The organism is Bradyrhizobium sp. Ken51 (assembly GCF_055807435.1).
In genome coordinates this window covers 131,479-157,416 of record NZ_JBVVPB010000001.1, presented here as the reverse complement: position 1 = coordinate 157,416, position 25,938 = coordinate 131,479, and the positions used below count along the sequence as shown (strand labels likewise).

25 protein-coding genes are annotated in these 25,938 nt (G+C 64.9%); 24 read left to right on the top strand and 1 reads right to left on the bottom strand.

The genetic code is table 11. The features are described from left to right. Positions 1 to 82: 82 nt before the first annotated feature. The 10 genes from AC0L27_RS00655 (at position 83) to mmsB (ending at position 11,349) form a co-directional block, all read left to right on the top strand. A complete protein-coding gene (locus tag AC0L27_RS00655; protein WP_473317829.1) occupies positions 83 to 1,627 on the top strand; it encodes a sugar ABC transporter ATP-binding protein in 1,545 nt (514 codons plus the stop codon). After that, positions 1,624 to 2,616: an ABC transporter permease gene (locus AC0L27_RS00650; protein WP_354206650.1), complete on the top strand. Its 993-nt coding sequence runs from the start codon at positions 1,624 to 1,626 to the stop codon at positions 2,614 to 2,616. The genes AC0L27_RS00655 and AC0L27_RS00650 overlap by 4 nt, the downstream gene beginning before the upstream one ends. Then, the gene (yjfF, locus tag AC0L27_RS00645; protein WP_354206648.1) at positions 2,613 to 3,593 is read left to right on the top strand and encodes a galactofuranose ABC transporter, permease protein YjfF; all 981 of its coding nucleotides are present in this window, start codon (positions 2,613 to 2,615) and stop codon (positions 3,591 to 3,593) included. The genes AC0L27_RS00650 and yjfF overlap by 4 nt, the downstream gene beginning before the upstream one ends. Next, positions 3,590 to 4,369, top strand: coding sequence for a FadR/GntR family transcriptional regulator (locus AC0L27_RS00640; protein ID WP_354206646.1), 780 nt, complete (start codon positions 3,590 to 3,592; stop codon positions 4,367 to 4,369). The genes yjfF and AC0L27_RS00640 overlap by 4 nt, the downstream gene beginning before the upstream one ends. Then, entirely contained in the window at positions 4,366 to 5,292 is a 927-nt protein-coding gene (locus AC0L27_RS00635; protein ID WP_354206644.1) for a Gfo/Idh/MocA family protein, read from the top strand. The genes AC0L27_RS00640 and AC0L27_RS00635 overlap by 4 nt, the downstream gene beginning before the upstream one ends. A gap of 2 nt (positions 5,293 to 5,294) precedes the next feature. After that, complete coding sequence (locus AC0L27_RS00630) at positions 5,295 to 6,368, top strand: aldose epimerase family protein (RefSeq protein ID WP_354206642.1); 1,074 nt, start codon at positions 5,295 to 5,297, stop codon at positions 6,366 to 6,368. A 2-nt stretch (positions 6,369 to 6,370) separates the two neighbouring features. Continuing rightward, positions 6,371 to 7,249, top strand: a complete 879-nt coding sequence (locus tag AC0L27_RS00625; protein WP_354206640.1) for an SMP-30/gluconolactonase/LRE family protein — start codon at positions 6,371 to 6,373, stop codon at positions 7,247 to 7,249. Between the two features lie 73 nt (positions 7,250 to 7,322). Continuing rightward, positions 7,323 to 8,396: a multiple monosaccharide ABC transporter substrate-binding protein gene (gene chvE / locus AC0L27_RS00620; protein ID WP_275167653.1), complete on the top strand. Its 1,074-nt coding sequence runs from the start codon at positions 7,323 to 7,325 to the stop codon at positions 8,394 to 8,396. A gap of 188 nt (positions 8,397 to 8,584) precedes the next feature. Then, a complete protein-coding gene (gene mmsA / locus AC0L27_RS00615) occupies positions 8,585 to 10,162 on the top strand; it encodes a multiple monosaccharide ABC transporter ATP-binding protein (protein ID WP_275167652.1) in 1,578 nt (525 codons plus the stop codon). After that, entirely contained in the window at positions 10,159 to 11,349 is a 1,191-nt protein-coding gene (mmsB, locus tag AC0L27_RS00610) for a multiple monosaccharide ABC transporter permease (protein ID WP_354206636.1), read from the top strand. Before mmsA ends, mmsB begins: the two co-directional genes overlap by 4 nt. A gap of 72 nt (positions 11,350 to 11,421) precedes the next feature. Here mmsB and AC0L27_RS00605 read toward each other — a convergent pair whose 3' ends face one another. Next, entirely contained in the window at positions 11,422 to 11,577 is a 156-nt protein-coding gene (locus tag AC0L27_RS00605; RefSeq protein WP_275167650.1) for a hypothetical protein, read from the bottom strand. A gap of 171 nt (positions 11,578 to 11,748) precedes the next feature. On the opposite strand from AC0L27_RS00605, the gene AC0L27_RS00600 reads away from it, so the two are divergent. From AC0L27_RS00600 to AC0L27_RS00535, 14 genes are all read left to right on the top strand, one after another. Beyond that, complete coding sequence (locus AC0L27_RS00600; RefSeq protein ID WP_354206633.1) at positions 11,749 to 12,324, top strand: cytochrome c oxidase subunit 3 family protein; 576 nt, start codon at positions 11,749 to 11,751, stop codon at positions 12,322 to 12,324. A 2-nt stretch (positions 12,325 to 12,326) separates the two neighbouring features. Beyond that, on the top strand, positions 12,327 to 12,587 hold the full coding sequence (locus tag AC0L27_RS00595; protein WP_354056019.1) for a cytochrome C oxidase subunit IV family protein: 261 nt from the start codon (positions 12,327 to 12,329) through the stop codon (positions 12,585 to 12,587). 96 nt (positions 12,588 to 12,683) lie between these two features. Then, positions 12,684 to 13,136 (top strand): c-type cytochrome, encoded by a 453-nt coding sequence (locus tag AC0L27_RS00590; RefSeq protein ID WP_473317828.1) that lies wholly within the window; start codon positions 12,684 to 12,686, stop codon positions 13,134 to 13,136. 39 nt (positions 13,137 to 13,175) lie between these two features. Then, a complete protein-coding gene (locus tag AC0L27_RS00585) occupies positions 13,176 to 14,522 on the top strand; it encodes a cbb3-type cytochrome c oxidase subunit I (protein WP_473317827.1) in 1,347 nt (448 codons plus the stop codon). A gap of 59 nt (positions 14,523 to 14,581) precedes the next feature. Further along, complete coding sequence (locus AC0L27_RS00580; protein ID WP_354206625.1) at positions 14,582 to 15,394, top strand: CbbQ/NirQ/NorQ/GpvN family protein; 813 nt, start codon at positions 14,582 to 14,584, stop codon at positions 15,392 to 15,394. A 10-nt stretch (positions 15,395 to 15,404) separates the two neighbouring features. Further along, a complete protein-coding gene (locus AC0L27_RS00575) occupies positions 15,405 to 17,321 on the top strand; it encodes a nitric oxide reductase activation protein NorD (RefSeq protein ID WP_354206623.1) in 1,917 nt (638 codons plus the stop codon). A gap of 74 nt (positions 17,322 to 17,395) precedes the next feature. Then, on the top strand, positions 17,396 to 18,061 hold the full coding sequence (locus tag AC0L27_RS00570; protein WP_354206621.1) for an HAD family hydrolase: 666 nt from the start codon (positions 17,396 to 17,398) through the stop codon (positions 18,059 to 18,061). 8 nt (positions 18,062 to 18,069) lie between these two features. After that, on the top strand, positions 18,070 to 19,020 hold the full coding sequence (locus AC0L27_RS00565) for a sugar-binding transcriptional regulator (protein WP_007608456.1): 951 nt from the start codon (positions 18,070 to 18,072) through the stop codon (positions 19,018 to 19,020). A gap of 280 nt (positions 19,021 to 19,300) precedes the next feature. Continuing rightward, the gene (locus tag AC0L27_RS00560; RefSeq protein WP_275167642.1) at positions 19,301 to 20,614 is read left to right on the top strand and encodes an ABC transporter substrate-binding protein; all 1,314 of its coding nucleotides are present in this window, start codon (positions 19,301 to 19,303) and stop codon (positions 20,612 to 20,614) included. A gap of 90 nt (positions 20,615 to 20,704) precedes the next feature. Beyond that, positions 20,705 to 21,577, top strand: a complete 873-nt coding sequence (locus AC0L27_RS00555) for a carbohydrate ABC transporter permease (RefSeq protein ID WP_354056006.1) — start codon at positions 20,705 to 20,707, stop codon at positions 21,575 to 21,577. A gap of 3 nt (positions 21,578 to 21,580) precedes the next feature. Then, entirely contained in the window at positions 21,581 to 22,411 is an 831-nt protein-coding gene (locus tag AC0L27_RS00550; protein ID WP_354206618.1) for a carbohydrate ABC transporter permease, read from the top strand. Positions 22,412 to 22,427: 16 nt separating this feature from the next. After that, positions 22,428 to 23,435, top strand: coding sequence for an ABC transporter ATP-binding protein (locus AC0L27_RS00545; protein WP_354206616.1), 1,008 nt, complete (start codon positions 22,428 to 22,430; stop codon positions 23,433 to 23,435). A gap of 40 nt (positions 23,436 to 23,475) precedes the next feature. Continuing rightward, the gene (locus AC0L27_RS00540) at positions 23,476 to 24,249 is read left to right on the top strand and encodes an SDR family NAD(P)-dependent oxidoreductase (protein ID WP_354206614.1); all 774 of its coding nucleotides are present in this window, start codon (positions 23,476 to 23,478) and stop codon (positions 24,247 to 24,249) included. Between the two features lie 38 nt (positions 24,250 to 24,287). Next, the gene (locus tag AC0L27_RS00535; RefSeq protein ID WP_354206612.1) at positions 24,288 to 25,934 is read left to right on the top strand and encodes an FGGY-family carbohydrate kinase; all 1,647 of its coding nucleotides are present in this window, start codon (positions 24,288 to 24,290) and stop codon (positions 25,932 to 25,934) included. Positions 25,935 to 25,938 lie beyond the last annotated feature (4 nt).

The window sequence follows — 25,938 nt, the reverse complement described above, 5'->3', positions numbered from 1 at the left end:
CGGCGATCCCCTTCGAAACCGCTACAAACGAACAGGCTCCGTGTCCGCATCGTCAGCGGGCGCCGCTGGGAGTGAATTTGTCATGGAGAACAGCCCGGATTCCGCTGCTTCCCTGCTGGAGGTGCGCGGGATCAGCAAGAGCTTTGGTGCTGTGCGTGCGTTGCAGGAGGTCGACTTCACGCTTCGCGCCGGCGAGATCCATGCGCTGCTCGGTGAGAACGGCGCCGGCAAGTCCACGCTGATCAAGGTGATCACCGGCGTGTTCCAGCGCGATGCCGGCATCGTCAGGATCGGCGGCGAAGAGGTCGCGCCGCGCTCGGCCAAGGCGGCGCTTCAGGCCGGCATCGCCACGGTCTACCAGGAGGTCAATCTGCTGCCGAATCTCTCGGTGGCCCAGAACCTGTTCCTTGACCGGCAACCGATGCGCCTCGGCGTCGTGCGGGAGGGCGAGATGCGCCGCCGCGCCAAAGCGCTGCTCGCGGATTTCGGCCTCGACATCGACGTATCAGCGCCGCTTGGCAATTATTCGGTGGCGATCCAGCACGTCACCGCCATTGCGCGCGCCGTCGATCTCTCGGCGCGCGTGCTGATCCTGGACGAGCCGACCGCGAGCCTCGATCGCCATGAGGTCGAGATCCTCTTCGGTATCATGCGCCAGCTCGCCAAGCGCGGCATTGGCATCGTCTTCGTCAGCCATTTCCTCGACCAGGTCTACGAGATATCCGATCGCATCACCGTTTTGCGAAATGGTCGCCTGGTCGGCGAGCGCGAGACCGCGTCGCTGTCGCGGCTCGAGCTGATCCGGATGATGCTCGGCCGCGAGTTGGCCGAGACCACCAGCGCGCGGGCATCGGCAGGTGCACAGATGGCGCGTGAAGTCTGTGCGAGCTTCGAGGGTTACGGCAAGGCCGGCTATGTCGCGCCGTTCAATCTCGAGCTGCGCCATGGCGAGGTCGTCGGTCTCGCCGGCTTGCTCGGCTCGGGCCGGACCGAGACGGCGCGGCTGGTGTTCGGCGCCGAGCGCGCCGATCGCGGACAGGCGAGGGTGGAAGGCGCGCCTGTCCGGCTTCAGTCGCCGCGCGACGGCGTGCGCCACGGCTTTGGCTATTGCCCGGAGGAGCGCAAGACCGACGGCATCGTCGCCGAGCTCACCGTGCGCGAAAACATCGTGCTGGCGCTCCAGGCCAAGCGCGGTCTGCATCGGCCGCTGTCGCGACGCGAGCAGGACGAGATCGCAAGCCGTTACGTCAAGATGCTCGACATTCGCCCGCCCGATCCGGAGCGTCCTGTCGGCCTGCTGTCCGGCGGCAATCAGCAGAAGGTGCTGCTGGCACGGTGGCTTGCGACCTCGCCGCGGCTCCTCGTGCTGGACGAGCCGACCCGTGGCATCGACGTCGGCGCGCACGCCGAGATCATCCGCCTGATACGCGAGCTCTGCGACGACGGACTTGCGCTGCTCGTGATCTCCTCCGAACTCGACGAGATCGTGACGTATTCCGATCGTGTGGTGGTGCTGCGTGATCGCGCTCATGTCGAGGAGCTCGCCGGCGAGGCCATCGACGTCGGCAGCATTCTCGCCGCCATCGCCGCCGATAGCGCCAGTGTCGCGCATGAGGGCCGTGCATGACCGCGCTGTTGCCGCGCCGCGGCCTTGCCCAGATCCTCGCGTTGATCGTCATCCTGGCGGTCGATCGCGTGGTGTCGCCGCAATTCTTCGATCTGCGCCTCCAGGACGGCCGGCTGTTCGGCAGCCTGATCGACGTGCTCAACCGCGGCACGCCGGTGGCGCTGCTCTCGCTCGGCATGGTGCTGGTGATCGCGACGCGTGGCATCGATCTGTCGGTCGGTGCGGTCATGGCGATCTCAGGCGCGATCGCGGCGAGCCTCGCCGACAGCCACAGTCTGGCCGTGGTGCTGGCGGCTGCGCTCGGCGCGGGCCTGATCTGCGGATTATGGAATGGATTTCTGGTCGCGGTGCTCGGCATGCAGCCGATCGTGGCGACCCTGATCCTGATGGTGGCGGGGCGCGGCATCGCCCAGCTCATTACCGAAGGCCGCATCGTGACCTTCTCCTCGCCCGATCTGGTCTGGTTCGGCAATGGCTCTATTCTCGGCCTGCCGGTGCCGGTCGCGATTGCGCTGGGCATGTTGATCCTCACCGGCGCGGTGGTGCGCGGCTCGGCACTCGGATTGCTGATCGAGGCAACCGGCGGCAATGCGCGGGCGAGCGAACTTGCCGGCGTCGGTACGCGCGCGATGATCTTGGCGGTCTATGTCTGGTGCGGCGTTTGCGCTGCGCTCGCCGGCGTGATCGCGGCGGCCGACATCATGGGCGCGGATGCCAACAATGCCGGCCTCTGGCTCGAGCTCGACGCCATCCTCGCGGTGGTGATCGGCGGCACCTCGCTGTTCGGCGGCCGCTTCAGCCTCGTGCTGGCCGTACTCGGCGCGCTGATTATCCAGACCATGAACACCGGCATTCTGCTGTCGGGCTATCCGCCGGAGTTCAATTTGCTGGTCAAGGCGGTGGTGGTGCTCGCCGTGCTGCTGCTGCAATCGCCGAAGCTGTCCGGCTTTGCCAACGTGGTGACGCGGCTGCGGAGGACCAAGGCATGAAAGGTCTGCCGCCCGTCCTCATCACGGCGATCGTGCTCGTCGCGGGGTTCGCGCTCTGCGCGATGCAGTTTCCCAACATCGCGTCCACCCGCGTGGTCGGCAATCTCCTCACCGACAACGCCTTCCTCGGCATCGTCGCGACCGGCATGACCTTCGTCATCATTTCCGGCGGCATCGATCTCTCGGTCGGCTCGGTGATCGGCTTCACCACGGTGTTCGTCGCGCTGGCGATCGAGCGCTGGGGAATGCCGCCCCCGGTCGCCTTCGTCGCCATTCTCGCGCTCTCGGCAGCCTTCGGCACGGCGATGGGCGCGGTGATCCATGTCTTCGATCTGCCGCCTTTCATCGTGACGCTCGCCGGCATGTTCCTGGCCCGGGGTGCAAGCTTCCTGCTCTCGACGGAATCGGTGCCGATCACGGCACCGGTCTATTCCACCGTATCGGACTTCGCACTGCGATTGCCCGGCGGTGGACGGCTGACGGCGGTCGCGATCATCATGCTTGCGATCGTGATCGGCGGTGCATTGCTGCTGCAGCTCACCCGGTTCGGCGCCAATGTCTATGCGCTCGGCGGCAGCCGGGCGACCGCGAGCCTGATGGGCGTAGCCGTCGGCAGGATGACGGTGAAAATCTACATGCTGTCGAGCCTGCTCGCTGGCATCGCCGGCATCGTCTTCTCCTTCTACACCAGCGCCGGCTACTCGCTCTCCGCCGTCGGCGTCGAGCTCGACACCATCGCGGCCGTCGTGATCGGCGGCACGCTGCTCACGGGCGGGCAGGGCTCGGTGATCGGCACCTTCCTCGGCGTGCTGATCCAGGGCATGATTCAGACCTACATCAATTTCGACGGGACGCTGTCGAGCTGGTGGACCAAGATCGCGACCGGCGTGCTGCTGTTCGCCTTCATCGCCTTGCAACAGGGGTTGGTCGCGCTCGCGCGCCGGCCCGTGGCAAAGCGCGCGGGAGCAGTCTCATGACCACCTCGCGCATCCTCGTCATCCCGACGCGCCGGGCGCACTCCAATCACGCGGAGGTGGCCCGATCGATCGGCGTCGACATCATCGCCGGCCGTTACGCGGAGGGGACGCGGCTGCCCGGCGATGCCGAGATGATCGCGATGTTCGGCGTGTCGCGGCCGGTGCTGCGCGAGAGCGTGAAGACACTGGTGGCCAAGGGCTTGCTCACCACCAAGGCGCGGGTCGGCACCGTGGTGCGCGAGCGCGCTGCCTGGAACATGTTCGACGCCGACGTGCTGGCCTGGCACCTGGACGCCGGTATCGACAAGCGCTTCCTCAACGACCTCGCCGAGATCCGCCTTGCGGTCGAACCGCGCGCGGCGATGCTGGCGGCCGCGCAGCGGTCGGAGCAGGACGTCGCCGAGTTGCACCGCTGCATGGAGCGGATGCGACTTGAAGCTTCCGACTCCGTCGGCTTTGCCGATGCCGACCTAGCGCTTCATGTCGGTGTAGCGCGGGCGTCCGGCAATCTGTTCATGCGCTCGATCGGGCACGTCATCGAGGCTGCGTTGCGTGCCTCATTCCTGCTCAGCGCACCGGTCGAACCGGAGGACCGCGATACCGTGCTGCTCTGGCATCAGAAGATCGTCGATGCCATCGCGGCCGGCGATGCCGCGACCGCGTCGGAGGCAATGGTCTACGTCATTCACAACGGCATGCGCCGCCACGAGGGGACAGTGATCGAGACTGTACCGGCCGAAGCGCTACCGTCCGCGGAAGCTGGAGAAAGATCGTGACTGAACTTCGCATCGCCATCGTCGGCTTCGGCAAGATCGCACGGGACCAGCATGTGGGCGCCATCGCAGCGGTTCCCGGCGCGACGCTGGCGGCCGTCGCCAGCCGCAATGCCTCGCTGCCGGATCCGCCGCATTTCGCGACCATCGAAGAGCTGCTGGAAAAAGGTCCGCCGATCGACGCGGTGTCGCTCTGCACGCCGCCTCAAGTGCGCCGCGCCCAGGCCGTCGCAGCGCTTAGGGCCGGCAAGCATGTGATGCTGGAGAAGCCGCCCGGCGCCGGCGTTGCCGAGCTCGATCCGTTGATCGCGATGGCGGGTGAGGCCAAGCGAACGTTGTTCGCGACCTGGCATTCGCGCCATGCGCCGGCAGTCGAGCCGGCGCGCGAGTGGCTTGCGGCGCGGCGGATCACCTCCGTCCACATCAATTGGAAAGAGGACGTGCGCGTCTGGCATCCCGGGCAGGCGTGGATCTGGGAGCCCGGCGGGCTCGGGGTGTTCGATCCCGGTATCAATGCGCTGTCGATTTTGACCAGGATCCTGCCGAAGCCCGTGTTCGTCACCGCGGCCGAGCTCGCCTTCCCCGCCAATTGCCAGGCGCCGATCGCCGCGAAGCTGACGCTGACCGACCTTGGCGGCCTGCCTGTGACCGCCGAGTTCGATTTCCGCCAGACCGGGCCGCAGAGCTGGGATATCCTCGTCGAAACCGACCAGGGCCGGATGACGCTATCCCGCGGCGGCCGGATCATGGCGATCGACGGCAAGACCGTTGCCGAGGCGCCCGATGAGGAATATCGGGAGCTCTACCGGCGCTTCGTCACGCTCGCCGCGACAGGCGCGAGCGACGTCGATCTGGCGCCGCTTCGTCTCGTTGCGGACGCCTTCCTGCTCGGCAGGCGCACGATCGTCGAACCGTTTGTGGATTGATCATGGCTGGAACGAAAACAGAAAAAGACATCTTCGGAACGCTGCCGGACGGCCGCAAGGTGGAGCGCATAGTGCTGCGCGGAGAGGGCGGGTTCGAGGCGCGCATCATCACCCATGGCGCGGTGATCCAGGCGCTGATCGCGCCGGATGCCAAGGGGAGCTACGACGACATCGTGCTCGGCCATGACACATTCGCCGGCTATCTCGCCGAGCGAAAGTTCTTCGGTGCCACCGTCGGCCGCTACGCCAATCGCATCGCCAACGGACAATTTTCGCTCGATGGCGAGACAGTGCAGCTTCCCGTCAACAACGGTCCGAATGCGCTGCATGGCGGCCTCGACGGATTCGACCGCAAGCTCTGGGACATTGCGGAGATCGACGATGGCGCCGAGCCCGCGGTTACGCTGACCTACACGAGCCCGCATGGCGAGGAGAACTATCCCGGCCGGCTCGATGTGCGCCTGACTTATCGCGTTACCGGCCCGGCCGAGCTATCCCTGACCATGGAGGCACGGACCGACCGGCCGACCATCGTCAACCTGACCAACCACAGCTTCTTCAATCTGGAAGGCGCGACATCAGGGACCCCCATTCTCGATCACAAGCTGACGGTCGCCGCCGGACATTTCCTCGCGATCGATCCCACGGCCATTCCGTTGCCCGAGCCGCCGCGCAGCGTTGCCGGCACGCCGTTCGACTTCCGCGAGCCGCGGGCGATCGGCGAGCGCATCCGAGAGAGCGACCGGCAATTGCGCAACGGCAGGGGCTACGATCACACCTATTGTCTCGCGCGTGACGGCAAGCTTGCGCTCGCGGCGCGGCTGGAGGCGCCGCGCTCGGGGCGCATCATGGAGCTGTTCACCGATCAGCCCGGTCTGCAGGTCTATTCGGGTAATTATCTCGACGGCACGATTTCGGGCAAGGGCGGCAAGCTCTACCGGCAGTCGGACGCCATGTGCCTGGAGCCGCATATCTGGCCGGATGCACCGAACCGGCCGGATTTCCCGAGCCCGCGCCTAGCGCCCGGCGAGGTCTACCGCCATCACACGGTCTATCGCTTTGCGGTGAGGAGGTGATGATGGAACAGGTGCCGACCTCGGTTCTTTCGGACGATTCTTGCCATCTCGGCGAGGGGCCGACTTATGACGTGAGCACGGATACCGCCTGGTGGTTCGATATCCGCGAGGGGCGACTGTTCGAGGCGCAGCTCGGCAGCGGCAGCATCCGCGTTCATGCGCTCGGCCGGATGGCGAGCGCACTTGGGCGGATCGACGCCGAGCGGCAGTTGATCGTCGCGGAAGACGGCCTCTATATCCGCAAAATCGCCGACGGCGCGATGACGCTGTTCTGTCCGCTCGAAGCCGACAATTACGCGACCCGCTCCAACGATGCCCGCGTGCATCCCTCCGGCACGTTCTGGATCGGCACCATGGGCCGGAAGGCCGAAGCAGGGGCAGGCGCGATCTACGCGTTCCATCGCGGCGAGATATCGATGCTGTTTCCGCGCATCAGCATTCCCAATTCGATCTGTTTCTCGCCCGATGGCGGCACCGGCTACTTCGCCGACACCGCGCGCGCGGTGCTCTACGCGGTGCCGCTCAATCCCACGACCGGCCTGCCGCGCGGCGAGCCGGAAGTGCTGCTGCGCCACACCGGTAGCGGCGGCCTCGATGGTTCGGTGTGCGACGCCGACGGAAACATCTGGAACGCCTGCTGGGGCGCGAGCCGTATCGACGTCTACTCTCCGCAAGGCGAGCGCCTGCGCTCGATGAGCGTGCCGGCAAAGCAGGCGAGCTGCCCCGCTTTTGTCGGCCCCGATCTGTCGCGTCTTCTCGTCACCTCGGCCTGGCAGGACATGGATGCGGCGGCACGTGCCGCCGATCCGCAAGCAGGCCACACCTTCCTGTTGGAGGCCTCCGCGCGCGGTCGCGCGGAGCCTGACGTCAAGCTCGCATAGGAGGCTCGAAGCCACACACCCCCAAATTTCTCGACGACACGAAAAAACAGTCTGACATCCAAGGGAGCGAAACATGTTGAAACTGAAGACGACATTCCTCGCGCTGGCGCTGGCCGGCGCTGCGACGATGGCCGCGGGCGTCACCGCCTCAGCCCAGGATAAAGCAACAGTCGGCATCGCCATGCCGACCAAATCGTCGGCGCGCTGGATCGACGACGGCAACAACATGGTTAAGGTGCTGAAGGAGCGCGGCTACAATACCGACCTGCAATATGCCGAGGACGACATTCCGAACCAGCTCTCGCAGGTCGAGAACATGGTGACCAAGGGCGCGAAAGCGCTGGTGATCGCCGCGATCGACGGCACCACGCTCTCCGACGTGCTCAAGCAGGCGAAAGCAAAGGGCATCACCGTGATCGCCTATGACCGCCTGATCCGCGGCACGCCCAACGTGGACTATTACGCGACCTTCGACAATTTCCAGGTCGGCGTGCTCCAGGCCGAGTCGATCGTGCAGGGCCTCGGCCTCAAGGATGGCAAGGGTCCGTTCAACATCGAGCTGTTCGGCGGCTCGCCCGACGACAACAATGCCTACTTCTTCTACAACGGCGCGATGAGCGTGCTGAAGCCGTACATCGACAGCGGCAAGCTCGTCGTCGTCTCCGGCCAGATGGGCATGGACAAGGTCGCGACCTTGCGCTGGGACGGCGCCACCGCGCAGGCCCGCATGGACAATCTGCTCAGCGCCTACTACGGCAACAAGAAGGTCAACGCAGTCCTGTCGCCCTATGACGGCCTGTCGATCGGCATCATCTCCTCGCTGAAAGGCGTCGGTTATGGCAGCGCCGGCCAGCCGATGCCTGTCATCTCGGGCCAGGATGCCGAGGTGCCCTCGATCAAGGCGATGCTGCGCGGCGATCAGTATTCGACCATCTTCAAGGACACCCGCGATCTCGCCAAGGTGACCGCCGACATGGTCGACGCTGCGCTTGCCGGCAAGCAGGTCACCGTCAACGACACCAAGACCTACGAGAACGGCGCCAAGACCGTGCCGTCCTATCTGCTCAAGCCGGTCGTGGTCTACAAGGACAATTGGGAGAAGGTCCTGGTCGAGAGCGGCTACTACAAGAAGTCGCAGTTCCAGTAAGAGGTCTACTCCCTCTCCCAACCTGCGGAGAGGGAGTTCTTTAGGGTTAGGGCGAAGCGCATGTTTATGAACTCGTCATGCCCGGGCTTGTCCCGGGCATCCACGTCCCTCTTCGCAAGCGGCTGCACGTGGATGGCCGGGACAAGCCCGGCCATGACGATTGTGGAGGCACCCGGGAGAATGATCCGATGACCGCAATGCTGGAGATGCGCAACGTCAGCAAGAGCTTTTCCGGCGTGCAGGCGCTGCGCGACGTCAACTTCTCGGTTGAAGCCGGGCAGATCCACGCCCTCGTCGGCGAGAACGGTGCCGGCAAGTCCACGTTGATGAAGGTGCTCAGCGGCGTCTATCCCGCCGGTAGCTATGAGGGCACCATCATCTTCGATGGCGAGGAGCGCCGCTTCCGCGATATCAACGATTCCGAGGCGCTCGGTATCATCATCATCCATCAGGAGCTGGCGCTGATCCCGCTGATGTCGATTGCCGAGAACATCTTCCTGTCGCATCCGCCGTCCAGGCTCGGCGTGATCGATCGCGACGAGGTTTATCGGCGCACGCGGGAACTCCTGGCGCAGGTCGGCCTCAAGGAATCGCCGGATACGCTGATCACCGATCTCGGCGTCGGCAAGCAACAGCTGGTCGAGATCGCCAAGGCGCTGTCCAAGCGGGTGCGGATGCTGATCCTGGACGAGCCGACCGCCAGCCTCAACGAGGCCGACAGTGCCGCGCTGCTCGAGCGCCTCATGGCCTTCCGCGCGCAGGGCATCGGCTCGATCCTGATCTCGCACAAGCTCAACGAGGTCGCCAAGGTCGCCGACCACATCACCGTGCTGCGCGACGGCCGCACCGTGGACAGCATTGATTGCCACGCCGAGCCGATCCAGGAAGACCGCATCATCCGCAGCATGGTCAACCGCGATCTCGCCCATCGCTTTCCGGAGCGCAGCGCAAAGATCGGCGAGCCCGTCCTCACCGTCGAGAACTGGTCGGTCTACCATCCCATCCATCCCGAGCGGCAGGTGATCAAGAACGTTGATTTCAGCGTGAAACGCGGCGAGGTCGTCGGCATTGCCGGATTGATGGGCGCTGGCCGCACCGAATTCGCCATGAGCCTGTTCGGCCGTTCCTGGGGCACCACGATCAGCGGCCGTATCCGGCTCGAGGGCCATGAGGTCGTGCTGCCGAACGTCGCGGCCGCGATCGACGCCGGCCTTGCCTATGTCACCGAGGACCGCAAGCAGCTCGGACTTATCCTCGCCGACGACGTCCGCAAGAACATCACGCTCGCAAGCCTCGACCAGGTCGCGCCGAACCGCGTCATCGACGACATCGCCGAGCTGAAGGTCGCCAGCGACTACCGCAACCGGATGCGCATCCGCTGCTCCGACGTCTATCAGGAGACCGGCCAGCTCTCCGGCGGCAACCAGCAAAAGGTCGTGCTGTCGAAATGGCTGATGACCGACCCCAAGGTCTTGATCCTGGACGAGCCGACCCGGGGCATCGACGTCGGTGCCAAATACGAGATCTACTGTATCATCAACGAGCTTGCGGAAGCCGGCCGCGGCGTGGTGGTGATCTCCTCGGAGATGCCCGAGCTGCTCGGCATCTGCGACCGCATCTGTGTCATGAACGACGGCGCCTTCGTCGGCGAGTTCCCCGGCACCGAAGCGACGCAGGAAAAGATCATGCGCGCCATCATGCGCAACGACAGAAATTATGGAAGCCGCGCCCTGGCGGGTGCCGAGATGGGAGGATCGCAGCCATGACCGACAAGACGGTTTCGCTGCCCGAGGAGCGCCGGAACGGCAGCTTCATCAAGAACAATCTCCGCAACTACGGCATGCTAATGTCGCTGATCGCGATCATGCTGTTCTTCCAGGTCATGACCGGTGGCACACTGCTGCAGCCGCTCAACCTGACCAATCTGGTGCTCCAGAACAGCTATATCGTCATCATGGCGCTTGGCATGCTGCTTGTCATCGTCACCGGCCATATCGACCTCTCGGTCGGCTCGGTCGCGGGCTTCGTCGGCGCGGTGGCCGCCGTGCTGATGGTGACATACAAGGTCGACTACACGCTCGCCTTCATCGCCTGTCTGCTGCTGGGCGCGGCGATCGGAGCCGCGCAGGGCTATTGGGTGGCCTATTTCAAGATTCCGTCCTTCATCGTGACGCTGGCCGGCATGCTGGTGTTCAAGGGCCTCGCACTCGCGGTATTGCAGGGCCAGTCGCTCGGGCCGTTCCCGGTGACCTTCCAGAAACTGTCCTCCGGCTTCATTCCCGAGCTCTTGCCGGAGGCCGGCACCCTGCATCCGACATCCATGCTGATCGGTGCGGTGCTCGCGCTTGGCCTCGTATACGCCAGCGCCAGGGGAAGGTCGCGCGAGCAGTTGCACGGCATCGAGGTCGAACCCTACGCGTTCTTCCTCGGCAAGTGCATCCTGCTCGCCTGCGCCGTGCTCTATTTCACCTATCTGATCGCCTCGCATCGCGGCCTGCCGAACGTGCTGGTGATCATGGGTGCGTTGATCGCACTCTACGGCTTCGTCACCCGCCGCACCGTGATCGGCCGGCAAATCTATGCGGTCGGCGGCAACGCCAAAGCCGCAAGCCTGTCGGGCATCAAGACGGAACGGTTGACCTTCCTCACCTTCGTGAATATGGGCGTGCTCGCTGCGCTCGCCGGCCTCGTCTTCGCTGCGCGCCTCAACACCGCAACGCCGAAGGCGGGTCTCGGCTTCGAGCTCGACGTCATCGCCGCCTGCTTCATCGGCGGCGCCTCAGCCTATGGCGGTGTCGGCCGCGTCGGCGGCGCCGTGGTCGGCGCCATGATCATGGGTGTGATGAACAACGGCATGTCCATCCTCGGCATCGGCATCGACTATCAGCAGGTCATCAAGGGCCTGGTCCTGCTCGGGGCGGTGTGCATCGACGTGTATAATCAGCGGAGATGAGGCTGCGTAGCGAAGCGCAATCCGGGGCCACTTACCCGCATTCCGCTCCGCTCCATGCGGCTACGGCAGCCGTTACTGCGTCGTGAAGAGCACCGCCGCTATCGCGACGGAGAGGCTCACCGCCGAGACGGTTGCCACGGTCGATAGCACGCCCATTCGCCGGAGTGCGACGGCGAAGACAATGATGATGGGCGTCGCGGTCATCAGCCCGATTTGTGCATCGCTCATGTCAGCGCTCGCAGCTCCATGGAACCTTGGAGTGCTCGTACCGCGACCCGGCCGATCGGACGTTGCGACGGCGCAAACAAATAGATCGGCATTCCCCAAGTTTGTCCGGCAACAAACTCGGATCGGCGCGGCTGAGCTAAGTCTGGCCGGTGTCCTGATCCGGAAGAGCAGATGTCGGCAGCCGATTGCGAACCACAGGGAAACGGCTGGGGAATTCTGGACGATCTTCCCGGCGATCCCATGATCTGGGTGCTGATCTTCAGCGAGCTCGCCGCCTTCGGTCTGTTTCTCGGTACGTTTACGGTCGCCCGCGCGATCCACCCGGCCGTGTTTGCGGCGGGGCAGGCGGCGCTCGATCCGGGTCTGGCAGGACTGAACACTATCGTGCTGGTGACGAGCGGTTGGGCCGCGGCCCGGGCGACGAAGGCCGCGCGGGCCAGCGAGAGGCGGGCGGCACGATACTGGCTCCTCACAGCCATGGCGCTTGGCGGCCTGTTCGTGGCGATCAAGCTCGGCGAATATGCCGAAGAGATCGGACGCGGCATTGGACTTGAGACCAGCCCGTTCTTTACACTCTACTTCCTCTTGACCGGCTTCCATCTCCTGCATGTCTGCCTTGGTATCATCATCCTAGCCGTGGTCTGCCGCCGCGCCGAGGCGTTCGGTGTCGAGACGGGAACGGCCTTCTGGCACATGGTCGATCTGGTCTGGATCGTCATGTTCCCGATTCTTTATCTGGTGCGGTGACGATGCCGGATCGCCTGGACTTCACCTGGCTCGCGCTGATCGGCCTCGCACTCGCGACCGTCCTGGTGCCGCCGCTGGTGCCGCGGCCGCTGCTCGGCAACGCCCTGCTGCTGGCCCTCGCCGCCGTCAAGGGGCGCCGGATAGCGCTCGATTTCCTCGATCTTCGCGCAGTGCCCGCGCTCTGGCGCGGCCTCGTCAGCGCCTGGATCCTCGTCGTGGTGCTGTTTGCCTGGCTCACATCCGCAGTCATCGCCCTGATCTGACTCGTTCCTTGCGCCCTGACAAAGAACGGGCCGGGCCAATCGGCAATAAATCGCATCACCGATTTACGCGACAGGACTCAATTGAAAGGATTGGCAATGGCTGAACGCCTGACCAAGTCGGCCGCTCGAAATATCTTCTACGGCGGCTCGGCCTTTTTCTTCGCCATCTTCATCGGGCTGACGGCGCACAGCCACTACTACATGGCCACAACCTCGACGGACGCGGCGACGCTGACGTCGTCGGTCGCCCGCGGCAAGCATGTCTGGGAGAAGAACTCCTGCATCAACTGCCACACGTTGCTCGGCGAAGGCGCCTATTTCGCGCCCGAAGTCGGCAACGTCTGGGATCGATGGGGCGGCAAGGATGATCCGGCCGGCGCGCGAGAGACACTGAAGGCCTGGATGCAGTCGCAGCCCTCGGGCGCGGAGGGCCGGCGGCAGATGCCGCAGTTCAACCTCACCGACCAAGAGCTCAATGATCTCGCCGATTTCCTGCAATGGGTGAGCACGATCAAGCGCCAGGATTGGCCGCCAAACAAGGCCGGCTGAGCCCGCCGCTTTCCTCTTTCCAGACAGAGAGAATCCGAGATGAAATATCAAACCCAGAAAGTCGCGATGCTATATTTCTACGGCGCGCTGACCCTGTTCCTGGCTCAGGTCCTGTTCGGTCTCCTCGCCGGGACAATCTACGTTCTGCCCAACACGCTGTCGGTGCTGCTGCCGTTCAATATCGTCAGGATGATCCACACCAATGCGCTGATCGTGTGGTCGTTGATCGGCTTCATGGGCGCGACCTACTTCCTGCTGCCTGAGGAAACCGAGACCGAGCTGTACAGCCCGCTGCTCGCAAAGATCCAGTTCTGGATGTTCTTCGGCGCAGCTGGCGTAGCGGTGGTCGGCTATCTCTTCCACTACCACGAGGGTCGCGAGTTCCTCGAGCAGCCCTTCATCATCAAGGTCGGCATCGTCGTCGTCTGCCTGATGTTCCTGTTCAACGTGACCATGACCGCGCTCAAAGGGCGCAAGACCACGGTCACCAACATCCTGCTGTTTGGCCTGTGGGGCGTTGCGATCTTCTTCCTGTTCGCTTTCTACAATCCGGCAAACCTCGCCGTCGACAAGATGTACTGGTGGTACGTCGTCCATCTCTGGGTCGAGGGCGTCTGGGAGCTGATTATGGCCTCCGTGCTCGCCTATCTCATGATCAAGCTCAATGGGATCGATCGCGAGGTGGTCGAGAAGTGGCTCTACGTCATCATCGGCCTTGCGCTATTCTCGGGAATTCTCGGCACCGGCCATCATTTCTACTGGATCGGCGCGCCCGGCTACTGGCAGTGGATCGGCTCGCTGTTCTCGACGCTCGAGGTCGCGCCGTTCTTCACGATGGTGATCTTCACGGTGCAGATGACCTGGAAGGCCGGCCGCAAGCATCCGAACCGCGCCGCGCTGCTGTGGTCGGTCGGCTGTTCGGTGATGGCGTTCCTGGGCGCCGGCGTCTGGGGTTTCCTGCACACGCTTTCCTCGGTGAACTACTACACCCACGGCACCCAGGTCACCGCTGCGCACGGCCATCTCGCCTTCTTCGGCGCCTATGTGATGCTCAATCTTGCCGTGATGGCTTACGCCATCCCGCAGATCAAGGGACGCGCGCCCTATAACCAGTGGCTCAGTATGACGAGCTTCTGGATCATGTGCACGGCCATGATGACCATGACGTTCGCGCTAACCTTTGCCGGCGTGGTCCAGGTCCATCTCCAGCGCGTGCTCGGCCAGAGCTACATGGACGTGCAGGACCAGCTCGCCTTCTTCTACTGGGTGCGGCTCGGCTCCGGCGTGTTCGTCGCCATCTCGGCGCTGATGTTCGTCTGGGCGGTGCTGGTGCCCGGCCGCGAAAAGCAGGCGACCATTCCCGCCGCGCTGCAGCCGGCCGAGTAAGCGTGACGGCGGCCGCGTTTCATCGCGGCCGCCGCTTCAGACATTTTCGGAGAGAGATCATGAAAGTAGCTCTTCACGCCTTGGCCGCGCCGGCACCCGCGCTACCAGCCTATGTCGCAAGCGGCAACGAATGCGCGCTGTTCGAGCATGCCTGTCGGCACCGGCTTCCGGTCCTGCTGAAAGGACCGACCGGTTGCGGCAAGACGCGTTTCGTCGCGCATATGGCGGCACGGCTGGGCTTGCCGCTCCACACCGTCGCCTGCCACGACGATCTCACCGCCGCCGATCTCACGGGGCGCCATCTGCTGAGAGGCGGCGACACCGTGTGGACCGACGGTCCGTTGACGCGCGCGGTCCGCGAGGGCGGCATCTGCTATCTCGACGAGGTGGTGGAAGCCCGCAAGGACGTCACCGTCGTGCTGCATCCGCTCACTGACGACCGCCGTATCCTGCCGCTGGAGCGAACCGGCGAGGAGCTCGTTGCTCCCGCGAGCTTCATGCTCGTTGTCTCCTACAATCCCGGTTACCAGACCCTGCTCAAGGCGCTGAAGCCGTCGACGCGGCAGCGCTTCGTCGCCATCGAGTTCGGCTTCCTGCCGGCCGAGCAGGAGATTGCGGTGGTGTCGGCCGAGAGTGGGCTGCCGCCGGATCGCGTACGGCCGCTGGTCGCGCTTGCCGGACGTCTGCGGGCGCTGAAGGGGCATGATCTGGAGGAGGGCGTCTCGACCCGGCTCGTGGTGTATTGCGCGACCTTGATTGCGGCGGGAGTCTCGATCGCCGATGCGGTGCTCGCCGGCATGATCGAGCCGCTGACCGACGATTCCGAGGTCAAGGCGGCGCTGCTGGACGTCGCGCGCGCCGTGATTGCCTGAGCCAGATCCCATGCTTGACTTCCTCGAACTGGAGGAGACGGTCGGCCGCGCCTGGCACCGGATGGTCGGCGGCACCGCGAGCTATCCGGTTCACGATGATCACGCGGTCGCGCTTGCGGAGGTGAGAGGCCGGCTCGCGGTGATGTTCCGTGCGCTTGGCGGTGAGACGGGCGTTCAGATCGCGAGCGCAGGCGCACGCAGGGCGGGCCATCGGCTCGGCTGGCGGCAACGCATCGGCCTTGGAGACGAACGTCTCGAACAGCCGGGCCGCGGCGCTACGACCATCTTCCTCCCCGACCGCATTGCGATATTTTCCGACCGCGATCTCAACGCATGCCTCTATCGCTGGCTTGCGGCGTGGTTCGCGGTCGCGCCGATCGAGACGATCACGGAGCATGATCCGCTGCGGCGGGACCTTCTGGTCTTGCGCCGGGCGAGCGAGACGGCGGTCTTCGTGCTCACGCAGTTTCCCGGGCTCGCTGCTGATTACGCGCGGCTCGCCGCCGCAACTGCCGAAGCCCGGCCGCGACGTCCGTTGCCGCGTCTTGAGCAGGAGATCGAGCGGATCGTGCTGGCCTTGCTCGGGACCGGAAAGGCGCCCGCAGGTCAGCTGTGGCCGGCGATGATGGGGACAGGTCCGCTGCCGGACAAGGCGCCGCCGGGCTATCGCTCGGTCCTGCCGTGTCCGCTCTGGGGCGATTGCTGGACGCGCGAACTCTCGCCGGTGCATGCGGGCGACGACGCGTGCGCACCGGGCGCGGGGGCCGCCGCCGAGGACAGTCGCAAGCGCTTTGCCGTGCGCGAGCGCGAGGACAACGCCAACCGCCGCGATCCCTTCGTGCTCAACCGCTTCGAAAAGATTCTCGCAATGGCCGAGATGGTCAATGTCGACCGTCCGGCTGACGACAGCGAGGACGAGGATGCGCAGAAGGCCGCCGACGATCTCGAGGAGATGACGCTGAGCCGGCGCAGCGGCAAGCCGGCGAGCCGGCTCAAATTCGATCTCGACCTGCCGCCGGAAGCCCTCGATGCGTCGCCGCTGAACGCAGACCTCACCTATCCCGAATGGGACTACCGCAGCAGCTCCTACCTGCCCGATCACTGCCGCGTGCTCGCGGGCGCCGCATCCGAGACCGGCGAGACCTGGTCGCCCGACGAGTCCATGCGCCGGCATATCCGTCAGGTGCGGCGGCGCTTCGAGATCTTGCGGCCGCGCCACGAATTGATGCGCGCCCAGGCCGACGGGCACGACCTCGACCTCGACGCGCTCGTGCGCGCCCGCTGCGATCTTCGCGCCGGCAGCGGCGGCGGTCTCGATCGCATCCATGTCGCGATGCGCCCGCAGGGGCACGATCTCGCCGTCACGTTGCTTGTCGACGTCTCGCTCTCGACGGACGCCTGGGTCGACGGCCATCGCGTGCTCGACGTCGAGAAGGAGGCGCTGCTGGTACTCGCGCATGGCCTGTCGGCCTGCGGCGACCATCACAGCATCCTGACCTTCACCTCGCGCCGGCGGTCCTGGGTGCGGCTCGAAACCGTCAAGGCCTTCGGCGAGCCGATGAGCGGGGCAGTGGAGCGTCGTATCGGAGCGCTGAGGCCCGGCTATTACACGCGGATCGGCGCGGCGGTGCGCCACGCCTCGGCCGCACTCGCCCGTCAGCCGCAGCGCAAGAAGCTGCTTCTCGTCCTCACCGACGGCAAGCCGAACGATGTCGATCATTACGAAGGCCGCTTTGCGGTCGAGGACACCCGCAAATCGGTGCAGGAGGCGCGCCGGCTCGGCATTGCCGCCTTCGGCGTGACGGTGGACGCAACCGCGCAATCCTATTTCCCGACGCTGTTCGGGCGTGGCGGCTACGCCATCGTCGGCAATATCCGCCGACTGCCTGCGGCGCTGCCGGCGATTTACCGGCAGGTGGCGCATTGAATCAGGAAAAGGTGCGGCGTCCCGTTCTCGGGTGAGCTATTGCCCATGGGGTGGGTATATGATCGAATGGCGGGATGGACCAGGGCCGGCTGAAACCCGATCTGATCATCTTCGACTGCGACGGCGTGCTGGTGGACAGTGAGCTGTTGAGCTGTCGGTGCCTGTCCGACGCGCTGGCCGAATGTGGCATCTCGCTGAGCCCGGAGCAGGCGCTCGAACTCTTTCTCGGACGCAGCACCAAAGCGGTCGAGCAGCATTATCGGGATCTCGGACAGGTCGTGCCGGACGGCTTTCTGCCGCGCTTGAAGTCGCATGTGTTGAGCACGTTCGCAGGCACGCTTCAGCCAATTTCCGGCGTCGCCGATGTGATCTCCGAATTACGCGTGCCGTTTTGCGTGGCTTCGTCCAGCGACATCGACCGTGTCGCGCTCTCCCTTGACGTCACCGGCCTCGCGCCACATTTCGGGGACCGGATCTACACCGCGCAGATGGTCAGGCACGGCAAGCCGGCGCCGGATCTCTTTCTCCATGCGGCCGAGCAGATGGGCGCGCAACCCGCGCGCACGCTGGTGATCGAGGACAGTGCGAGCGGCGTGCAGGCGGGCAAGGCGGCCGGCATGACGGTCTGGGGATTTGCCGGCGGCAGCCATTATCGCGGACGCGACGGGCAAGCTATACTGTCGGGTGCAGGGGCCGACCGGGTCTTCGCGCGCATGATCGATTTCTGGAAGGACGCCTGACGCCTGCCATGGCCGCCGAAAACGAAAAGTCCAGGCTCGATGACGCCGCGCGTGCTGGCTGGCTCTATTTCATTGCCGGTCACACCCAGGATGAGATAGCGAAGATGCTCCAGGTCTCGCGCGCCTCGGCGCAGCGGCTGGTGTCGCTGTGTCTCGCGGAACGGCTCATCACCTTCCGGCTCGAACATCCCATCGCCGCATGCATGGAATTGGCGGCGCGTCTGAAGGAGCGTTTCGACCTTGCCCATTGCGAGGTGGTGCCGGCAGATTCCGCCGCGCCGCAGGCCACAGCGGGCATAGCCGAACGCTGCGCCAATCTGCTCGATTCCACGCTGCGTTCGGAGACCCCCGTCATTGTCGCGCTGGGGACGGGACGCGCCGTGCGCGCCGCGGTCGAGCGCGTCACGCCGATCGACCGGCCCAACCACCAGATCGTGTCGCTGGTCGGCAATATCTCCGCCGACGGTTCCGCGAGCTTCTACGACACCGTCGGCCGGCTCGCCGACCGCACCGGCGCGCGGCACTATCCGATGCCGCTGCCGTTCCTGATGTCGTCCGAGGACGAGCGCAACAAGATGGTCCGGATCGAGCCGATCGCGAAGGTGAAGGCGGTCGCGGCCAAGGCGGATTTACGTCTCGTCGGCATCGGCCAGATGGACCAGAAGGCGCAGGTCCATGTCGACGGCTTCGTCACCCGCGACGAATTGTTCGAGATGATGCGGCAAGGGGCGATCGGCGAGATCACCGGATGGGCCTATGATTCCAAGGGCCGGCTGCTGAAGGCCGGAACCAACAGGCGCCTGACCAGCATCCCGCCGGAGGTCCCGGCGAAGACCACCACGATCGGCGCCGCGGTCGGTGCGGCCAAGGTGCCGGCGATCGCGGCCGCGTTGAATGGACGGTTGATCAACGGGCTGATTACGGACGAGGCGACCGCGAGGGCGATTCTGGAGCGGTAGGGCGGCGATCTCGCCCCTCGCACTGCTGTCATCATCCACGAAGGCGGATGATCCAGTACGCCGCGGCGCCGCTTGAGGCAAACCAACAGACGGCACGGAGTACTGGATGCCCCGCCTGCGCGGGGGCATGACGGGGAGGGCGACGCACCAGCTCCCTGCATCGCAGCACTCATAAGTTGCCGAAACGCCCGCGCGCCTGCTTGACAACGGCCCGCCCTCGGTCGAACATACGCCCAACGCGTGGGCATATGCTCAAAAGCGCGATCCTAGGGAGGTCACCGTGAAACACGTCCTCGGCGCCGTCTGCGGCGCGTCTTGCCTGTTGCTGGCCGTCCCCGCGATGGCCGAAACGACCCTGACGATCGCCACCGTGAACAACGGCGACATGATCCGCATGCAGGGGCTGACGGCCGAATTCACAAAGAAGAACCCCGATATATCGGTCAAATGGGTGACGCTTGAGGAGAATGTGCTGCGCCAGCGCGTCACCACCGACATCGCCACCAAGGGCGGCCAGTTTGACGTCCTCACCATCGGCACCTACGAGGTGCCGATCTGGGCCAAGAAGGGCTGGCTGGTGCCGCTCGCCAATCTCGGCGCCGACTACGACGTCGCCGACCTCCTGCCCAAGATCAAGGATGCGGTCTCCGTCGACGGCAAGCTCTACGCCGCGCCGTTCTACGGCGAGAGCTCCATGGTGATGTACCGCACCGACCTGTTCGACAAGGCCGGCCTCAAGATGCCGGAAAAGCCGACCTGGGATTTCGTCGTCGACGCCGCCAAGAAGCTCACCGACAAGAGCGCCGGCGTCTACGGCATCTGCCTGCGCGGCAAGGCCGGCTGGGGCGAGAACATGGCGTTCCTCTCGGCCATGGCCAACTCCTATGGCGCACGCTGGTTCGACGAGAAGTGGCAGCCGCAGTTCAACACGCCGGAATGGAAGGCGACGCTCACGACGTATGTCGACCTGATGAAGCAGGCCGGACCTCCCGGTGCGAGCTCGAACGGCTTCAACGAAAACCTCGCACTGTTCAATGCCGGCAAGTGCGCGATGTGGATCGATGCTACCGTCGCGGCGTCCTTCGTCACCAATCCGAAGGACTCCAAGGTCGCCGACAAGGTCGGCTTCGCGCTGGCGCCCAACACCGGGCTCGGCAAAAACGCCAACTGGCTGTGGGCCTGGAATCTCGCGATCCCCGCCGGCTCCAAGAAGACGGAGGCGGCCGAGAAGTTCATCGCATGGGCAACGAGCAAGGACTACACCAAGACCGTCGCCGCGAAGGAGGGTTGGGCCAACGTGCCGCCGGGCACCCGAACCTCGCTCTACCAGAACCCTGAATATCTGAAGGTCGCCCCGTTTGCGAAGCTGACGCTGGCCTCGATCGATGCCGCCGATCCGAACAAGCCGACGGTGAAGCCGGTGCCCTACGTCGGCGTGCAATATGCGGCGATCCCCGAATTCCAGGGCATCGGCACGCAGGTGGGCCAGCAGTTCTCGGCCGCGCTTGCGGGATCGATGACGGTCGATGCCGCGCTCACCGCGGCGCAATCTTCAACCGAGCGCGAGATGAAGCGCGCGGGTTACATCAAGTGAACGCGAGCTCCCCCTCCTGAGTTCGGACTTGCGGCCATCCACCGCTCCAGATGGATGGCCGCCTTCTTCCCGCAAGCGGACAAGTCAAGAATGGCAACCCGGCAGACGCAGCTTCTCGCACGGACGCTCCTGACGCCGGCCGTCGGACTGCTGTTCATCTGGATGATCGTCCCGCTCGCGCTGACGCTCTATTTCTCGACGCTGCATTACAGTCTGCTGGATCCCGGCTCGGAAGCGTTCGTTGGGCTGGAAAATTTCCGCTACTTCCTCACCGATCCCGCGTTCCTCGCGTCGCTCCAGAATACGCTGGTGCTGGTCGGCTCGGTGCTGGCGCTGACCGTCCTGCTCGGAATTCCGCTGGCGCTGTTGCTCGACCAGCCCGTGATCGGCCTCAACATCGTGCGGCTGATGGTGATCGCGCCGTTCTTCGTCATGCCGACAGTGAGCGCGCTGGTCTGGAAGAACCTGTTGATGCATCCGGTGTCCGGGCTGTTTGCCTGGATCGCGTCGGTGTTCGGGTTGACGCCGATCGACTGGTTCACCGACGCGCCGCTGCTCGCCGTGATCCTGATCGTGTCCTGGCAATGGCTGCCGTTTGCGACGTTGATTTTGCTCACTGCGATGCAGTCGCTCGATGAGGAGCAGAAGGAAGCCGCCGAAATGGACGGCGCCAGCGCGGTCTCGACCTTCATCTACATTACGCTCCCGCACCTCGCGCGCCCCATCACGGTGGTGATCCTGATCGAGACGATCTTTCTGCTCACCGTCTTCGCCGAAATCTACGTTACCACGGGCGGCGGCCCGGGACTGTCGACCACCAACATCGCCTTCCTGATCTATTCGCAGGCACTGATCCAATACGACGTCGGCACCGCCTCGGCGGGCGGCCTCGTCGCCGTCGTGATCGCCAACATTGTTGCGTTTTTCCTCGTCCGTATCGTCGGCCGCAACCTGGAGGCATGAGACATGGCGCGTATGGCGACGAGGCAGCGGGTGGTGGTCTCGACCATCGGGGCATGGATCTTCGGCTTCCTGATCTTCTTCCCGATCCTCTGGATGGTATTGGCGAGCTTCAAGACCGAACTCGAGGCCTTCGCGATTCCTCCGTCCTTCCTGTTCTTCCACTGGACCACCGAGAACTACGCAACGGTGCAGGAGCGTAGCGACTATTTCCACCACGCGCTGAACTCGATCATCATCGCCGGCGGTTCGACGCTCATCGCGCTGCTGATCGCGATCCCCGCCGCCTGGTCGATGGCGTTCTCGCCGACCAAACGCACCAAGGACATCCTGCTCTGGATGCTCTCGACCAAGATGATGCCACCGGTCGGCGTGCTGGTGCCGATCTACCTGATCTACAAGTCCTTCGGCCTGCTCGATTCCCGCATCGGGCTCGTCTTCATCCTTTGCCTGGGAAACTTGCCGATCGTGATCTGGATGCTCTTCACCTATTTCAAGGAGATCCCGCGGGACATCCTCGAAGCCGCGCGCATGGACGGCGCCACCATTGGTCGCGAGCTGGTCTATGTGCTGACGCCGATGGCGATCCCGGGGCTCGCATCGACCATGCTGCTGAACCTGATCCTGGCCTGGAACGAGGCGTTCTGGACGCTCAATCTGTCGACCTCGAACGCTGCGCCGCTCACCACCTTCATCGCGTCCTATTCGAGCCCGGAAGGGCTGTTCTGGGCAAAGTTGTCGGCGGCTTCCACGTTGGCGATCGCGCCCATTCTCGTCCTTGGTTGGTTCAGCCAGAAGCAGCTCGTGCGCGGGCTCACCTTTGGCGCGGTAAAGTAGGAAGGGCTGCCGGATCATGGGACAGATCACACTTCAGGACGTGCAGAAATCCTTCGGCCCCGTGCACATCATCAAGGGCGCGGACCTGGAGATTTCCGACGGGTCGTTCGTGGTGTTCGTGGGGCCATCGGGCTGCGGCAAGACCACGCTCTTGCGGCTGATCGCGGGGCTCGAGGACGTCTCCGGGGGCAAGATCCTGATCGACGGCAAGAACGTGGTCGACACGCCGCCGGCCAAGCGCGGGCTCTCGATGGTGTTCCAGTCCTACGCGCTCTATCCGCATATGAGCGTGCGCGGCAACATCGGCTTCGGCCTGAAGATGGCGGGGCTGGCCAAGGACGAGATCAACCGCAAGGTCGAGGCCGCCGCCGCAACGCTGAACCTCACGCCCTATCTCGATCGCAAGCCGCGCGAGCTCTCCGGCGGCCAGCGCCAGCGCGTCGCGATCGGCCGTGCCATCGTCCGCGAGCCCAAGGCATTTTTGTTCGACGAGCCGCTCTCCAACCTCGATGCGGCGCTGCGTGTGCAGATGCGGATCGAAGTGACGCGGCTCCAGAAGCAGCTCGGCACCACCGCGATCTATGTCACCCACGACCAGGTCGAGGCCATGACCATGGCCGACAAGATCGTCGTGCTCAACGGCGGCAAGATCGAGCAATACGGCTCGCCGCTGGATCTCTACGAGAAGCCGGCCAACCTGTTCGTCGCCGGCTTCATCGGTTCGCCCAAGATGAACTTCGTGACCGGTGAGCACGCCTTGCAGAAGGGCGCGGCCACGATCGGCGTACGGCCGGAGCATCTCAAGATCGAACGCGACGGCTCCGGCGGTTGGCAGGGAACGATCGCAGTGGCCGAGCATCTCGGCAGCGACACCTTCCTCTATGTCGATGCCGGTCCGCTCGGCATGCTGACGGCGCGCTACATCGGTGAATTGAGCCTGCACGCCGGCGACCATGTGTCGCTGGTGCCGGAGCCCGCGCGCATCCATCGCTTCGACGCAAGCGGCAACGCCATCAGGGCCTGACAAGAAACGGCAAGAAACGGCAAGAATCGGAAACAGCAACATGTACCTGGAAAAATTCAAACTGAACGGCAAGACCGCGTTCATCACCGGCGGCGGGCAAGGCATCGGGCTCGCCTGCGCCGAAGCGCTTGCTGAAGCCGGCGCCAGGGTCGTCATCGGCGATCGTGACAGCAAGGTCGCCGACAGTGCGAAAGCCAGCCTGAAGGGCAAGGGCTTCGACGCCGAGACGGCGATCATGGACGTCACCGACACCAAGCGCGTGGCGGAGGTCGCGAACGACCTCGTCGCGCGCCACGGCAAGGTCGACATCCTCGTCAACAACGCCGGCATTGCGCGCAGCGAGACGCCGGCGGAGACCGTGACCGACGAGCACTGGCTCAACGTCATCGACGTCAATCTCAACGGCACCTTCTGGTGCTGCCGCGAATTCGGCAAGCACATGCTGAAAGCGAAGAGCGGCGCCATCGTCAATGTCGGATCGATGTCCGGCTTCATCGTCAACAAGCCGCAGGAGCAGTGCTTCTACAATGCCTCCAAGGCCGGCGTGCACCATCTCACGAAATCGCTCGCCGCCGAATGGGGCGCGCGCGGCATCCGCGTCAACGCGGTGGCGCCGACCTATATCGAGACGCCGCTCAACGCCTTCGTGAAGAGCAATCCGAGAATGTACGACGCCTGGATCGGTGGAACCCCGATGGCGCGGATGGGGCAGGTCGAGGAGATCGCCTCCGTGGTGTTGTTCCTCTCGTCCGAGGCCGCGAGCCTGATGACCGGCAGTGTCGTGGTGGTGGATGGCGGCTACACTTGCTGGTAGGCTTGCGTCAAAACTGACGAGAGCTTCCGGGGGCGACAATGCCGCGAGCGTATATCGGCGTCGATGTAGGGACCACGAGCACGCGAGCAGGGGTGTTCGACGAGGCGGGCACCTTGCTGGCGATCGCACGGCATCCGATCAGGATATGGCACGAGGCCGGTGACATCGTCGAACAGTCGTCCCAGGATATCTGGGACGCTTGCACGGCGTCGGTGCGGGCCGCGATGGCGGAAGCTGCAATCGCGCCCGATAGCGTCGGCGGTATCGGTTTCGACGCCACTTGCTCTCTCGTGGTGCTCGACCGGCAAGGCGAGCCGCTCACCGTCAGCGCTTCCGGTGACAGGCAGCGCAACGTCATCGTCTGGATGGATCACCGCGCCACGGCCGAGGCGCGGCTGATCAACGAGACCGGTGACCCCGTGCTGCGTTATGTCGGCGGCTCGATCTCGCCGGAGATGGAGATGCCGAAACTGCTATGGTTGAAGCGGCATCTGCGCGCGAGCTTCGACGCTGCAGGGCACTTCTTCGATCTGGCGGATTACCTGACCTGGCGCGCCACCGGCTCGTTGCAGCGCTCGACCTGCACCGTCACCTGCAAATGGAACTACCTCGCGCATGACGGCGGTGGCTGGAGCGCGCCATTCTTCAAGCGCATCGGCCTGTCGGACTTCGTCAACGAGAAATACGCACGCATCGGCACCGAAATCGTCGCGCCCGGCACGCGGCTCGGCGCCGGTCTAACCGGTACGGCAGCTGCCGATCTTGGCTTGCCACCGGGCACGCCGGTCGGAGCGTCCCTGATCGATGCCCATGCCGGCGGCATCGGCGCGATCGGCGGGCGCGACGGGTCGGGCGGGATGAGCGATGTTGGCGATCGTCTCGCCTACATCATGGGAACGTCGGCCTGCATCATGGCGACGACGAAAGAACCGTGCTTCGTGCCGGGCGTGTGGGGTCCTTATTACTCCGGCATGGTGCCGAATTTCTGGCTCAACGAGGGCGGGCAGTCGGCTGCGGGCGCTGCGATCGACCATCTTCTCAAGTCGCATCCCGGCCACGCCGAGGCGAGCGCGGCGGCGCGCAGCGAGGGCCTCGACCTTATCGAGTTTCTCGAGCGCCGCATCATCGCACGCACAGGCGGCGCCAGCCGTGTCGCGCTGCTGGCCCGCGACGTCCATGTGCTGCCCGAGTTCATTGGCAACCGCTCGCCCTACGCCGATCCTGACACGCGCGCGGTGATCGCGGGCCTCGATCTCGACACCGACATCGCCTCGATGGAACGGCTGTTCGTCGCCGGTCTGTGCGGGCTCGCCTATGGACTTGCCGAGGTGATCGAGGCTTTTGCCGCGCATGGCGTCCACTCCAGCATCATGATTATGGGCGGCGGCGCCAGCCGCAGTCCGCTGGTGCGGCAGATCATGGCCGACACGACTGGCCTCACCGTGGCGCTGCCGCAGACCAGGGAGCCGGTGCTGCTCGGGGCTGCCATGCTCGGCGCGGTTGCCGGCGGCGCCTATGGCTCGATCGGGGAGACCATGGCAAAGATGTCGGCGCTGGGACGGAAGAGCGAGGCGACCACGCCCGACATCGCCGCCTTTCACGCCCGCAAGCGCGAGGTCTACAAGTTGCTGCGCGAGGTCGATCGCGGCAGCCGCGCCGCGATGCGTGGAATGGCCGGGGGTTGAAACG